General features: G+C 51.5%; 10 protein-coding genes. 8 read left to right on the top strand and 2 right to left on the bottom strand.

Annotated elements, in window-relative coordinates:
- Positions 1 to 418: 418 nt before the first annotated feature.
- Together OLTU_RS10505 and OLTU_RS10510 are read right to left on the bottom strand one after the other, a co-directional pair.
- Complete coding sequence (locus tag OLTU_RS10505) at positions 419 to 1,081, bottom strand: glutathione S-transferase family protein (RefSeq protein ID WP_141732712.1); 663 nt, start codon at positions 1,079 to 1,081, stop codon at positions 419 to 421.
- A gap of 158 nt (positions 1,082 to 1,239) precedes the next feature.
- A complete protein-coding gene (locus OLTU_RS10510) occupies positions 1,240 to 2,352 on the bottom strand; it encodes a hypothetical protein (protein WP_141732713.1) in 1,113 nt (370 codons plus the stop codon).
- A 265-nt stretch (positions 2,353 to 2,617) separates the two neighbouring features.
- Here OLTU_RS10510 and OLTU_RS10515 point away from each other — a divergent pair, with 265 nt between their 5' ends.
- The 8 genes from OLTU_RS10515 (at position 2,618) to OLTU_RS10550 (ending at position 15,050) form a co-directional block, all read left to right on the top strand.
- Positions 2,618 to 4,123, top strand: coding sequence for a caspase family protein (locus OLTU_RS10515; RefSeq protein WP_218109964.1), 1,506 nt, complete (start codon positions 2,618 to 2,620; stop codon positions 4,121 to 4,123).
- Positions 4,124 to 4,203: 80 nt separating this feature from the next.
- Positions 4,204 to 4,737: an RNA polymerase sigma factor gene (locus tag OLTU_RS10520; RefSeq protein WP_141732715.1), complete on the top strand. Its 534-nt coding sequence runs from the start codon at positions 4,204 to 4,206 to the stop codon at positions 4,735 to 4,737.
- A 2-nt stretch (positions 4,738 to 4,739) separates the two neighbouring features.
- Positions 4,740 to 5,366, top strand: coding sequence for a hypothetical protein (locus tag OLTU_RS10525; RefSeq protein ID WP_141732716.1), 627 nt, complete (start codon positions 4,740 to 4,742; stop codon positions 5,364 to 5,366).
- Between the two features lie 157 nt (positions 5,367 to 5,523).
- Positions 5,524 to 6,627, top strand: a complete 1,104-nt coding sequence (locus OLTU_RS10530) for a hypothetical protein (RefSeq protein WP_141732717.1) — start codon at positions 5,524 to 5,526, stop codon at positions 6,625 to 6,627.
- Positions 6,628 to 6,759: 132 nt separating this feature from the next.
- A complete protein-coding gene (locus OLTU_RS10535; protein WP_218109965.1) occupies positions 6,760 to 8,652 on the top strand; it encodes a 7TM diverse intracellular signaling domain-containing protein in 1,893 nt (630 codons plus the stop codon).
- Positions 8,653 to 8,665: 13 nt separating this feature from the next.
- Positions 8,666 to 11,485, top strand: coding sequence for an ATP-binding protein (locus OLTU_RS10540; RefSeq protein ID WP_141732719.1), 2,820 nt, complete (start codon positions 8,666 to 8,668; stop codon positions 11,483 to 11,485).
- Positions 11,486 to 11,784: 299 nt separating this feature from the next.
- A complete protein-coding gene (locus tag OLTU_RS10545) occupies positions 11,785 to 12,711 on the top strand; it encodes a hypothetical protein (protein ID WP_141732720.1) in 927 nt (308 codons plus the stop codon).
- A 38-nt stretch (positions 12,712 to 12,749) separates the two neighbouring features.
- Positions 12,750 to 15,050: a hypothetical protein gene (locus tag OLTU_RS10550; RefSeq protein WP_141732721.1), complete on the top strand. Its 2,301-nt coding sequence runs from the start codon at positions 12,750 to 12,752 to the stop codon at positions 15,048 to 15,050.
- Positions 15,051 to 15,053: the final 3 nt, after the last annotated feature.

Below are 15,053 nucleotides of genomic sequence, written 5' to 3' on the forward strand. Positions count from 1 at the left end.
TAATCACACTAAAGCTGCTGGGTTCAGCTGGGGAAGTTGGAAACTCAAGGTCGGCAGGGGCCTCTTCAATAGCCTCGGGATAGTCGCCAAACTCGTCAATCGTTTCCGGTCTGGGGGCATCGCCAAGGGCAGCTGTAGACATCCCCAGAAGTAAAAGCAATGAGCACGAAAAGTGTTTCAGTAGCATAAAAAGTAACCTCCATTAACTCGACGCTGATTTAATTCTCGCTGTGGGAGTGAAGGTGACACTTATGCTGAGTTATAACTTTTCGATGCTGCTTTCAATTGCGACATGGAATATTTGAAGAAATTTGTTTTCAATTTGAAAACATTGGTAAAGGTACCTACCTCTTCCGAAATACAGCTCGGCCTGGCAAGTGCTGCCCATTCCTTCACCATCAGATCGCTTTCAACGGACCTACCGTGCACTCCCACGAGCAATGCCCAATCGGTCTTCGTACTCGTTAATAACTTTCACGAACGCCGGCCTCTCTTCGCAGAGATGCCTGTATTTTTCGATCTGCGGATATTGGCTCAGGACCTCCGTCTTGCGAAGTTCGCGCAGCACGCCGGTAAGGGCAATGTCGGCGACGGTGAAATCAGAGCCGGTCACGAAGGGCTGGTTTTTCAACATTTCGTCGATCGTCGGAAAGAAACGCCCAAGTATATCGACATGCCATGGACGCAGGGCCTTCATGTTGGGATTCGAATCGCCTTGAAGATCGGCAAAGAAAATCGGCAGCGCAAACGGCTCGATGTTATTCAAAGACGTGATCATCCAGCGATAAACTTGCGCGCGCCCTTTCAGATCGGCAGGAATCAATTTTCCTGACTTCTCCGCGAGGTAGAGAAGAATCGCGCCCGACTCAGCCAGGAGGTATCCGTCGTCGTCTATCGCAGGAACCTGTTTGAATGGCGAAATCGCCTCGAACCAGGATTCATCCTGAAGACCGTTCGGCCCACAGTCGAGGCCGATGGGTTCATATGCGATTCCACACTCTTCCAGTGCCCACATCGCACGGATGTCGCGCGTGTAGCCCCAAAGAAACGGCGGCAGAGATTTGAAAACATAAACTTTCATTGTTCTGACCTCATCTTGAACTTTCTTTTTCCACCTGATTTTTCGTCCCGCCCTTGTCCTACGCCAACCTCAGCAGACATACAGCACGGCCTCGACAACAGACGACCCAGAAATTAGACAGGTCTGCTTATGATTTCAACAGCTTTCCTAATAAGCTATTAAAAATCATCCATAAACCTATCTTCAGCTCCGGTATGCGCGACCAGCCCAAAAGGTGCGTCTCCTGTCGTAAAGCCGAGAAAATATCCACCATAAAGGTAGCCAAAAGTCATTCCAAGCTTTTTCTCGTTCAGGCTGATCCATTTCGGATAGATGTTCACAATGAATTTCCTGCTTTTTGAAATATCATCGAACTCATCAAGCTCGCCTCCTGCACTCGTGACGAGGTTCGTATTGTCCTGATAAAACGCGGTCACAATCGGATTATCGCGTTCAGAGTAGGCCATCATAATGGAGTAAGAGGTGGCGTTTGACTTGGCTTCCTTCTTTTTCCAGGTGATGGCCTCCGGCTTGAGCCCAACGCCCAGCGTCCACTGCTGCTGGTAATCATTGTTTACTGTGAAAGAAACGGAATTGTGCATATTGCCAGTCAGCATGCTTACACTGAAGTGATCCGTGAGAGGAACACGCAACCAATACTGCTGGCCATTATTGACCAAGCGATTGTTTCGAGGATCATAGGACATTTGATAGGTCCACTCTTTGAGATGCAGGGTTTGGCTGAAGAAATTGGCAAAGCCATCGTAGCTGAAAAGAACCTTCCCAGCCCAATCAAAGAACATCAAATCAGCAATAGCATCGACAGTGCCATGGTCTGCTTTTTCAGCTTGAGCCGCTTCGTTGCCGAAGTGTCCCAGGTAAAGAGTGAGCCAGGACCACAGTCTGGCATTTTCAATTCCGTTGTGGGAATAATATTCTTCAAGCAGCCTGGCACGGAAGCCGCCCCCCAGAAGATGCCATCCCCAATTAGGGGCAAAGGCCCCGGTTTTTTGAGGAAGGAACTGATCCTTAAAGAACTTGCCATACCCACCATATTCATGGATGACCTTGTCTGCGTTCAGTATGGAGTGAACGGTGTTCTTGAAGCCCCTTCCATAGGGATACTGATCGACGCGTCGATAGTAGACAGCCTCCATCCCGCTTTCGAGCACCATGATATGGGGGCGGTAAAAAGCGTGTGCTCCGATGCCATCGCATCTATAAAAAATATAGTGGGAGCAATCCCTGGCTTCGCCATAGGACGGTTCCTGGATGCCGAACAGCAGAAACATCAGAGCCAGAATCGCCTTGGCAAGTGTGCAAGCCTTTTTCATGTCTTCTTTCTCCCATTACCTTGCTGATTGAGAAGCGAAATCATTGGCCCCTGGAGGCGCCTGTGTCTCTTGATTTCAAGACCTGAACGTTCCAGAGCTGGATCGAAGGACATTCTTTTTTGGCTTTTCTCAGCTATCTGATATAATCGTGCATAATCATCGAGTTGCTGGGAGACAAGGGTTGCGACTGTTACTTTTGGTAATATTTTGTTTTGTTTCCCCTGTGCTTCGGGCCAACGAAGCACGAACCGTTCTGCTTGCGATAGGGAACAAGAGTTCCTACAAGCTGGGGCTCCCCCAGCTGGAGTTCACCCAGACGGATATGGGCCGAGTCAAGAGCGTCCTGCAAAGGATTGGAGGCGTGCGGAAGGAAGATACGTTCTTTGGCAGCGATGTGAGCTATCAGCAGCTGAGGTCCATGATCCAACAGATTCAGCGGCATATCGCAGCCATTCGAGAACCTGTTAAATTCGTACTTTACTACTCCGGGCACTCGGATAGCGAAGGCCTTCATCTTCTTGATCGTGAGCTGCCTCGGGCCGAGCTCCATCAGTGGCTACAGGACGTAAAGGCAAAGACGAAGCTGGTCTTTCTCGATAGCTGTTTCGCAGGAGCTTTGACCGCCAAAGGCATCAAGATGGAAACCTCGTTTGCCTTACCCAAAGCTCATTTCGATGAACCCAGCGGAATCGTGTTCCTTGCCGCCACCTCGGAAAGTGAGTTTGCTTACGAAATTGGAGAATTGGAAGGAAGCCTCTTCACTCACTATCTCGTGTCAGGCCTGTATGGTCAGGCTGATTCCAATGATGATGGTTTGGTGACGATTGATGAAATCTATCAATACGTGTTCCGAGAGATGAAGCTCTATACCTTGACCCTGCCGAGCAGATCCCAGCAGCGTCCTCAGGTCGATATCAACCTGAAAGGTCAAGGGACCCTCGTCGTAACACGCCCTCAGAAGGAAACCGTGCGACTTATCCTGGGACCGGAAGTGTACGGTACAGTTCTACTGGCCCAGGAAAAGGGAGCGCAGATTTTTCGCGTTGATAAAGCGGAACATGCCGTAACCAGCATCCGTGTGTTGCCCGGTCGCTATAAAATAGCCGTTTCCAATACCTATTACCGGGGCCATGGGCTGGTTGATGTCCTGAAAGATAACGAAACCATCGACCTCGCCCAACTTAAAATCGACCGTGATTTTCAGTCCTTTCTCGTATCAAAGGGGCATGTCCTGGGCGAGCAATGGACCTTGGCTCTCGGTATCCATCAAGGCGTTCGCCCCCTTTCCAACAATGGCCCTTTCCTTGAAATCGGCTACCAGTGGAGCGGTGTGAATATCCGTGGATTATGGGTCAGACCAACGGTTTCGGCCGCCGTCCGCCAAAATCCATTACAGTACCGTGGCAATTCTGGAATATCGCGCGGCATGGGTGGCCTCTTGGGAATCATGGCCACTGGGCGTTTATTCGCCGAGGATCACCGCCATTGGTTTATCGCTTCCATGAATGGTGGAGCAGAAATTGAGCAGCGTAATTGGAACACGGCGCCGCCGGATGAGCCGGCGACTCAAGGGTCCAAGTTTGCCTTCTCTCTCGGGTATCGGTATTTGAGGGCGGACTCAACGGCGATCCATTTGTTTTTTAGGCGGGAAGGCATTTTTTTGGAAGGACCTGAGGAGAGCATGATCGCCTTTAGCGCCAGCTTGATCGGAGCGGGCCTGGTGCTCTGATAATTTATGAATCATTTCCTGAATTTGCATGCGAAATGTCCTCCGAGCATCAACTGGATCGTTTAGAGAGGTGGTGAGAGATGTTTCTCTTCATGTTGGCTGCTGCTGATAGGGAAGCTCAGCCTATTGATTGCAGTGATTCCCAATTGGTGCAGCACTACTATCAAGGGATGGCCAGATATGCTGTTCACAAGGTAAAAGCCATGATCGGACGGGATGATGTGGCAGCAGAGATCGTGCAGGACGTGTTTATGAAGCTATGGCAAAAGAAGCCGACATTCGATCATGAAAGAGCGCTCTATGCATGGATCTATAAGTCAAGCCATCGCGCAGCCATCGACTACCTGCGATCGGCGGCGGCGCGGCGAGAGGAGTGTACGATGGATTTTGCTGTCAGCACACTTGGCTTGGAGTACCGTGACCTTGTTTTGGAAAAGGATCTCGTCAATTTCTGCCTTGGCAAGCTCAAAGACCGGGAAGCGGAAATTTTCAGTTATATCGTGTTCGATGGAATGATCTTCGATGAAATCGCAGAATTGCTGGGAGTTTCGAAAAAGACCATCCAGAGAGACTGGGCAAAAATCAAGGAAAAGATTGAAAAAATATTGAGGTGAGTATGGATAAGGATAACCCGTCGCGGTATAAAAGGCATTTGGCGTATTTGAACCTGAAGAGCGATGTAAGTCCAGATGATCTGCCCTCGAAAGAAAAGGAGGAAATAGATAGTATTCAATTGCGTCCTCTGCAATTAAAAGAGAAACAGTCTTCTTTCCTATTTCCCTGGTTAACGGGCCTGGCGATAGCATCCGCGGCCTTGCTCTTCATCATAGTTCCCATCGTTCAACAAAATGATCAGCCTACGGTGACGTTCAAAGGCGAAACTCAGATCTCAGTCATCGCTGAGCGGAACGGTGAGTTTGTAACATTTTCTGAAAATGAGGCACAGGCTGGCGATCGCATCAATTTTGAAGTGATCGCCAGCACACCCGTGAAGATATATCTTATGATTTACGATCGCGCTGAAAGAGAACTTCTAACTAAAACAGAAGTTCTAAGCACGGAAGTTCTCATTCCAGCTGGACAAAAGGCTACTTTCGCTAACGCGATCACCCTGACTGATGAAAATGATGGAGAGAGAGCCGCCGTTGTCGTGTGCCCGCAAGATGTTGATGTGCAGCGCAGTGAGGTTACGGCCTTGGATTTCTCCGCTTGCAGCAGGAAAATGTTTATTTTTAGGCCCTAGTCATGGGTCGCGAGCTTACATAAAGTTCCCCTATCCCTGCCTGGGTTGATGGGATGAAACTGAACACAAAGGTAAAGAAGACCCCATTCACTCCCAGCAAAGCCCAGCCGATATTTTATACAGGTAAAGAAACTGCAACATATGAGGACAGCCTTCCATGACAAGTAGAATTCAAACCTTGAGCTTCGTGACATTGCTGGTCACCGCCAGTCTCTCATGCGATAAGAAGGAAGACGATGACGCTGCCGCAACATCAACGCCGGACGTGGCGACTGCCACCACGAACATTGATTTTGTGAGCGATAACATGGTACCGGGATCTCTCATTCTGAGCACCAGCTTGAATCTTGAGGGTAATCCCTGCGAAGGCACCGACGGCTTTTTTGATTGCCAGCCCCAGCTGCTGAAACTTTATCTGGGCATGGGCAAAAGCATGGTTGAAATGTCCAGCACCATGATAACTCAGATTACAGAGACCTTTGGCAGCTTCCCTGACGAAAAAGGTACTCTCGAAGGTGATGACGGTACGACGGTCGACTATGAAATTACATCAGATACTGTATTCAAGTTCTTGATTCATAGCACCAAAGGTCCTTTCATGCATCTGGACGTTGCCGACAATGTTTATAAAATAAAATTTGATGGGGCCAACTCGGATGAAGAAGAAGGCGAAGGCGACGGGGGTGGCCCGGCGAGTGTGGAGACAACCATCACCTACACCGATGAAAACAACTTCGAAGTGGACCTTTTTCTGGATGGAATGGAATGCAGCGGAAATGACGTTCAGGCCCCAGCATCCATTGCCATTAATATCAAATACGTGGAAGGTGTTGCGCAAGGCAAAGCCATGATGTATCTGCCGCGCTGGCTAGGAAATAACACCTGTGAAACCACACCGACGGCTGAGACCAAAATGTTCATCTATACAGACTTTGCAGGCGACAGCACCAACACGACCGGCGCGCTCTACATGGTGAAGAATACGATCAGTGATGTGTCAGCGTTTTCCGATTGGGAAGTGGCTGATTTCTGCACGAACTTCAGCAGCCAGTGTCAGAACGGTGCCGCTTTTGGCGAACAAACGCCCATAGCTGATCGTTACAAGAACAATTTCTGCGTGACAACAGATGATGTGGAGTGGGCTACGACCTGTACCTCGTCCTCCACCCTGATCTCGACTCCAACGTTCAGTGCCGCCTCTACGTGGATTTTGCCCACAGATCTGGAAGCGCGAGACGTGACCCTGCCCTCAGCCCTCTGAGACAAATCAGCAAAAAGAGCGCGGGAATGTCTCGCGCTCCCTCCAGTAGGCAATATTTTCCGTCAAATTCTTCTCTATTTCTTACGATAGAGTGAACTGGATACGTAAACTGGAGGCTCTTTGCTTCGGAACTTGATCATATTACTGCTAACTCATCTGCTCCTTGTCTCTGTGGGGAAAGCCCATGCCGAGACAAGGGCCATAGGTGGGATCAAATATTTTTCCGCACCTTCGGGAAAGTTCACTCCTGAAGATGTCGCGAAAGATCCAAGCCAGTTTAGATGGACCGACATTGAGAATGGTGTGGGGATATCGGTTGAGGCTGATACGGAATATTTCTTAATGCTTCGCGCTCCGTCTTTGAATAGTGAAAAATATATACTGACTCATCGAATCATGAATGCTGATAAGAATGATCGCCCTTATTTTACGAGGCTCTTTGTGTTGGAGGACATGGGAGCACGTCCCTTGCCCTTCTTAAAGCATCATTATGGGGCCTACATCATAACACAGAAGGAATTCGGGAAAAGTCTCCTCCTGAAGGTTCAAAGAGGAAGTTTCGCGGGCCTCGTGAAGCTGCAGCTGCAAGCATTTTTCATGGAAGAGTTTGAAGAGCAAAAGAGCCAGGACCTGGTCGCGATGAGCAGCATCTCCGGCATCATGCTCACATTGATCGTCTATAACCTCGTGCTCTTTCTCATTATAAGAAAGATTTATCTCTTATATTACATTCTCTATGCCAGCAGTGCACTATATTACCTTTTGCTGGTCAATGGCGCTATTCCCTACAGCGATCCTGCCGTATTTATCCTCTATGCGTCCATGTGGGGGTCGGGAACCTTTGTCATTTTCCTGTCGTTTGAGCTGCTGAGCGCCAGAAGCAAATATCAGATTTTCTATAAGATCGGTCTCTTTCAGATTGGCCTTCAAACCCTGGCATTCTTAGGTGTGCTGTTGGGTTACCCGTTGGCGGCCGCAGCTAATTACATCACAACTCCAGCGTGCTTTTTCCTCTGCTTTGTCCTTGCGTGGACCGCTGCCTATAGGCGTTACATACCTGCCTATGCCATGCTGGTGGGATGGCTTCTGCTTTTTGCGATACTCGCCTTGAGCAGCGTGGGCATGTTTTCTGGTAAATTGGTATTCACAGGTTGGTTCATGCCTCTTGGCTTTGCTGTGGAGGCGATAGCCTTTAGTTTTGCCATGGCACAGAAGGCGAGGTTAAGTGAAGCCAGCCTGCTTGAAGAGCGAACCCAAGCGATAAAAGACAGCGAACACGCCTTTGCGCAGCTTTCCAAGGTGTTCTATCCGCACCAGATCGCCCTTATCAAACATGGAGAGCAGTTGGAAAACACGATGCCCACGGGCCCAGGGCGCGCGTGCGTTATCTCCTTCGACATTGTGGGAAGTTCAAAGATTCTGCATATCAATGCCCCCGATTTCTTTAGAAATGTTTTCAGACGATGCAATGATATCATGATGGAAGGCTATGACGGCCGGAGTTTAAAGGCCCGTGCCTACCGTATCAAGGAAATGGGCGACGGCTTTCTTTGTGCCGTGGGATATCCCTTTCAATCGCTTTCAAAGAATCCCGCCAACGACTCTCTCGATCTCGCGATGAAATTTGCGCAAATCCTCAAGGAAGAGGCCGAAAATCTTCACCCTGAGTCGCCGATTTGTTGCGGAGTGGGCATTGCCATTGAATCCTTGAACGGGTTTTATCCCGAAACTGGCGCCAAAGAGTACGATCTATTTGGGCCGGCCATTATCCTTGCCACCCGCTATGAAGGAATGCGCAAAATCCTGTTTGGAGGCGAGAAGCCTCGAAGTGTGATCATCATTCAAGAAAGGGTCTATCACAGTATAGACCGCGATCATCGTACAGATTTCATCGAGGTCAATCTTAAAGAGAAAGGACTCGTGATCAGAGATGATCCAGCCGCAGTCAGACTTTACTATCGGTTTCTCGATCAGACCCAGGTGGATACAGTCAAGGATACAAATTCGTTGAATGCAATAGCCTAGGGAGTTTCCTGCTATGATCACCAGTAGACTGTTGCTCCTCCTCGCGTGTTTCTTCCATTTGGCTTTCGGCCTCGAAGCGCTCGCTCGCCCCGAGATTCGGCATGTCTACTTTCTTCCCGAACAGCTGCTGGAACCTGCTCCCGCCGATGAGCTGCGGATGATTGCCACTCAGCAAGGCAGGGAAGTCACCTGGCCCGACAGCAAGGCAATCTATTCGCCCCTGATGACGCCTTCCGCTGCAGAAGGCAGAGCTGCTGCACCGAAGAGCGAGCATTTCGGGACTTACCTGATCGAGCTGAGTGGGGATCAGCCTGGCAAAAAGGGCATTTCCTTCAACATTAACGAATCCTACCGCATGTTCTTGATCCGTGGGAACGAAATCTCCCTGCTCCATGAAGATGGCCGGGTGAGCGCAGACGCCACACAGAACTTCTATCGTCTTGTTCCCTTTGGCTCGCACGAGGCTTACTTTTCCTACGAGAGTGGTGGGCTTTGGCTGCTCGTCCAGACCTCGGCCCCCGCTTACAAGCTCGATAATCGGGTCTACTCCTCCCTTGGCATCGTCAGCATGAAGTTCGATGAGGCCGAGCGGCTTCGGACCCGGGTTCAGTCGGGACAAATCTATCAGGTAGCGTGTACAGGCGCCTTGATCCTGGTGTTCGTCTATCAGCTGGCGATCTTCCTCCTGCGCCGTGAAGATCTGTCAAACCTGATGCTGGCTTTCGCCGCCCTCGTCTTTATCATGCGCTGTGTTGCTGAAGAGCAGATCCTCGCGCTCTATTTCGAGCAGTCCGATAGCCTCGCAACTTTCAATTCAGCTATTCAGTTCCTCCGCTTCATCTTCCTCAACTGCATGTCGTTCCTGGTATCCTACTTCCTGATCAAACCTGTCTATACCAGGAAATATATCATCACTCTGTTCGTGATGTTTGTGATCACCGTTCTCACGATCGGCTCGGTCCACCTGAATCCGGTATTTCCAGGGCACGTAAAGGATAAGGCTCTCGCCCTACTGACACTGGTTCTGCTCCTATCCTCCTTGCTCGCAGCCTGGTTGTTCGTCAAGGCATGGCGGCAGCGCATACCAGGCGCCGCATTCGGTCTGTTCGGCTACGTCGCGGGCCCTATCCTGATCGGACTCGATGCGATGATCATACTTGGCAAAATCGATATGTTCCGCGTGGGAACGCTGGGTCTCCTGGCCATGACGTTTTCGTCTTCGTTGATCATCGGCCGCCAGTTCGCAGAGGCCTATCGTCAGGCTGGAATCCTCAATAGCCAGTTGACCGAGAAGAACCGTGAGATCCAGGACATGAACCATAACCTGGAGGTCAAGGTTGAACACCGGACGCGGGAACTGAAGACCATCTTCGACAACATTCCTCAGGGTGTGGCGTCCCTGAATGGGAAAGGGATCATCTCCCAGAACTACTCGAAGCATCTCGAGACCATCCTGAAGCGGAAAGAGCTCGGAGGCCGTTCGATCATGGAATTCTTCACCGGGACGACGTTGTCGCAGGATGCGATGGACCGCATGATGGCGAGCCTCGAAGCCAGCATCGGTGAAGATCAATTGAGCTTCACGCTCAATTCAGGAAACTTCCCCCTGGAGGTGAGAGTCAACCGTGAAAGCGGCAGCTCGTTCTATGCCTTGACCTGGGGGCCGGAGCTGACCAGCGATGGCGTGGTTGCCAGCGTTCTGATGACCATAGAGGATGTGACCGACAAGAAGCGTCTGGAGGTGGAGAGCGAAAAGCAGCGTCAGGATCTCTTAATCATTCAGGAGCTTGTGCAATGCGAGCCCAACAAGTTCGATATCTTCACCCGGGCCTCGGAAGCCCTTCTCGCGGAGAACCTGCGACTCATTCAGGCCGGGGCGATATCCCCCGACGACATCAAGATCATGTTCGTCAATGCCCATACCGTGAAAGGCGGCGCCAGGACCCTCGGACTGTCAGGTCTTGCCAATACCTTGCATGAGATCGAGCATGAATACGCCCAGATCACGAAAGGTCAGATGGAGCCCCAGCAGGAATCCCTCGCGGTCAACATCGATCGGGCCTGGGCGCAATTCAACCTCTATATCACGATCAATCGCGACAAGCTGGGGCGGAAGATGAACGGCAACCAGGTTGCCGTCGACATCCAATTCATCAAGTCACACTATAGAACCCTTGCGTCCATGATGAGCGAAAGCCAGAGCTCCCCAGCGGCTCTGCTCGACAACATTCGGGTCATCAAGGACCAGCTGGCCAGTTTTATCTTCAAGTCCGACACGCACATCCTGGAGGAATGTCTGGAACCAGCAGCCAAGATCGCCAAGGACCTCGGCAAACCGGCTCCTGTGATCAAGCTTGCGACCAGCGAAATCCAGGTTCCGCGCGAGAGCGAGCAGGTGCTGCGCAACGCCATGATCCACATCCTGCGCAATGCCTTGGACCACGGTATTGAGCCGGCCCAGGAGCGGCAGGGCAAAGGCAAGGACCAGACGGGCCTCATCGAGGTCAGGACTCGTGTCGATAACGATATGATAGTGATCGAATTCCATGACGACGGTCGCGGGCTCGCCATCCAAAAATTGAAGGAAAAAGCTGTCAAGGCTGGGTGTCTTCGTGAGCCTGTTCGTATCGAATCGATTGCAGAGACCATATTCCTGCCGGGTCTGTCGACGGCAGAGACCCTGTCCCAGATTTCAGGGCGTGGGGTCGGCATGGATGCCGTTAAGAAATTCATATCGAACGGCGGGGGCACGATAGGCATTCGCCTTCTTAAGGACGAGGGGGACTATATTCCTTTCACGCTCGAGATCAAATTGCCGCTGAAAGTAGCCTGACCACAATCCACCAACCTTCCCCTTCAGTAGCTTAAGCCCAGCCATTGTCGCTTAAGCGTCATATTGACATTCTATATAGCCGCAATTTCGACCCCAGGGCGGAAAACACTTGTCACTGAGATCATTCGTTTATTTCATCAAGCCTAAACAATATTAATATAGACTAAAATATTGCTTGGCAAATGTTCAAGTAATCTGCAGAAAGATGGACGCCAGCTTGAACTGGCCGCCCAGCCCGTGAGGCTCCAGGCTGACAGTTGAGATAACGCGGGAGCCAAGTCGTAATGAAGGAACAGACTATGTTTTCAATGAAGCCATACCATTGGGCGCTCGCGAGCCTTCTGGTCGGGCCTTTGTCGAGTCTGCAGGCTCAGGACAATGCTCCGGTCAGTGAAGAGAACAAAGCGGCCACCGAACCCTCCGAACCAGCGATTCCGACCGAAACCCAGGCGGGCGAGATTCAGGACGCCAGCAGCATCGAAGCGCAAAAAAAGGGCCTGTCTTTTGCCATTCAAGTCGCCCACAGTGTTGGCGCCAGGAAGGATGTCGATCCCGCAACGACTTTTGATGTGACCGCCCGTTTTAAACAGAGCGATGTCATGACCTGGTCGGTGGTTCAGCGCTTCACGAAACTCTACAAAGTCGATCCGGAGGACGAGGAGTTCCCGGCCGCCGATACCAGTTTGCGCGTGGGATATCAGCTGTTCCCGTCTGAAACCGGTCCAGCCGGAACAGGCATCAGCCTGGGAGCGGAGGCGACCCTGCCGACTTCCCAATTTTCCCGTGAACAGGACATCCGAACCGTTCTTACGGGACACGTGACGGCAACGCGGGACTTCGGGCCTGTGAGTCTGCTTCTGCGGCCCTACGGACGCTTCCATGTGAACAGATACAAGACCATGGATAAGGACGACAGCGGGACCACGGTTGTGCGCTATCGCCTCGGCATCCTGTTCGATGCCACGGTTGAGCTGCCTCATGACCTGTCTCTCACGTCCAGCAATCAGTGGGTCGAGCGTCACTATGAAGATCCTCCATACGGATCGCACGCGCCCGATCATGACTACAGCTTCGATCTATCCCTCGGCTATGAGTTCGATGCCAAAACCAGCTTTGCGGTTGGTTACAGTCAAGGCAATCGCGCGGAGCAGCTGGGGACAGTTGACGTCTATCTGTTTGATGAGGAAACGACTCAATACTACGTGTCAGCTTCTCGGGAATTCTAAGCATTTAATCAGCGATCTAGTTTTTGTGGAGGATACATATGCGTTCCAAGAAGATTGTTGCCGGTCTCGCTATTATGCTGCTCGGCCTTGGTTGCAAGGAAAGCCGCAAGCAGTACCATGCACCAGGTGACCAACGGATCGACAAGTCAGCCGATCCGTCCTACACTCAGGTTCCCGACGCCCCGACAAGTCCCGCAGCGGGTCTGGTCGATGGCTGGTACACCGAGCCGACCTCGGAAGAGGAAGCCAAGCGTCTTACCGATGCCATCTATGCTGCCATCAAGCCTGGCAATGGAATGGCCGGCGTTGATACCGCGATGGAACGAGCCGATATCGAAAACAAGCTGGGTCAGCCTGATTTCGTGGTGACTGACAACTACCTTCGGCCTGTCGCTGTTTACGGCGGCGGCACAATTCTCATCTTCTATGATCGCGTGAGCAAAACCAAAGTCGATATGTTTGTGGCCAGCAACGGCTATCTGGGAGCGGTCGAGACCTTCAATCTGAAGGTCGGCACCGATCTGGCTCCCATCCTCGCGGCCGAAGGTGGCGAACAGGAATACATGAGAAAGCTTTACAAGGCTTTCAATCCTGGCGTTGACGATTGCGTGAAGAAATTGCTTTGCCAATCCATCCAGGGACTCAACCTGAAACTGTTTACTCTGACGAACACACTGCAGATCCTCTTCCAGGACGACCCCACCAAACCTGAGAAGAAGATTTTCGAGATTCGCGTTTTGCAACGTACCCCGGATCCCGGTGCCTTCCGCAATCCCTGGAACCTTGACCTCCTCTCCGGGGCCCTGAGCCGTAGCGATGTCGAGGGTGTGGCTCTAAACGGCGGCGTGTCGACCTGGGCTGATGTTCGCAAAGCAGGCGAACTCGAAGCGCTCGTGGAACCACGTGACTTCGGACGCAATCTTCGCAATTTCAATGTAACCTTGGAGAACGACCTCGGCTTCATATTCAACCGTTCCGAGATCCTGAATCGTGCCGGTCGGGCTCCCGTCGATGCCGATCAGCTTTCCGGGCTGTACGCTGGCCATTCTTATGAAGGCACCGTCAGTGTTGCCAAGGAAGTCCTCTCCTATCAGCTTTGCAAGACGGAAAAACCTGCAAACGCCACGCAGGAAGCTGAAACGATCGCCATCTCCGGACAGCGGCTGGTCGCCAGGGGCAGCACCGACCTTGAGACCGAAGGCGAACCTGAGGTCAGCTATTGGGCTGCCTCGATAGTACCCGCTTCGAAACTCAAGGAAGGCTGCGTAAAGACGGCTCTTCGTCCCGACCTGATCTCCACAACGAAGCATGCCCTTGTGGAGCTTGTGCCGGTTGCTTTTAAGGATTGGCTGAAATTCGAAGACGGCAATATCCAGACCGTTGAAATCACGTCTGTCAACGCGAACGTCACCTTCTCCGCACTCTTTAACCCAGGCGCCCAGGATCCTCTGGCCGGTACCCTCGACCTTGGGCTCGGCTTTGGTAAAACGATCTTTCATAAGGCCTATAATGCCTTGGTTGAAGCGGCAAAAGCAAACCATCCCCATGTCATCGAATACGTGACGGGTGGTGTCCGCTCGCTTGCAGAAAAAGCCACGTTCTACAAAACCTTTGGTTTCTACAGCGATGACTACAGGACAGGAACTGAAGTTACAGTCCTTTTCTCGGAATCGTCGAAGGACCTCCATTTTGAAACGGGTCTGATCAAACCTGAATTCCACAACTACAATGCTGCGCTGACCGCGATGACCAGAAGCGAAGATGGCTATTCCATCAATCTGAACGCTCCCGTGATCGTTCAGGGGCTGCACGTTGCTTATGGCGCTCAGATCCCAGGATCCGTGTTCGAGATGGATCCCTTCGATCGCAGCATGCGCTATGCAATGCTGAACTTCGATCCTGAATCGGAAGCTGTGGACTACGGCTCATTCGGCGAAAGGATCGCCCAGAATTTGACGGACGGCACGACCGTGGTTTCCCGTGTTCAGGACGTTGTGGTCGCCTCGCGTGGTCTGACGATCGCTGGCAAGCGCATTGCCGGACGCTCGGAAACCGCTCAAAAAATCGCCATTCAATCGCTCGGTCTGGAAAGCTTCCCAAGCGGCATGGTCCTGACCCTGGAGTGCGGCAACGACAAAATCAATGTGGCTATAGGCCAGGATTTTGACACCATCTATGGGAAAGTGAAGTCATGCAAACGCTTCCTGACTCCCGGATACGGTGCCGAACGGGTACCTTCTGAGCTTCATCTGGCACCACAAGGCGCACGGACCCATGGTCTGACGTTGGCCTTTAGTGATGAGCTGCTCGCTGGTTTCGTTGTTTATAACGTTGAATAACTC

This window comes from Oligoflexus tunisiensis (assembly GCF_001748245.1).
GTDB lineage: Bacteria > Bdellovibrionota_B > Oligoflexia > Oligoflexales > Oligoflexaceae > Oligoflexus > Oligoflexus tunisiensis.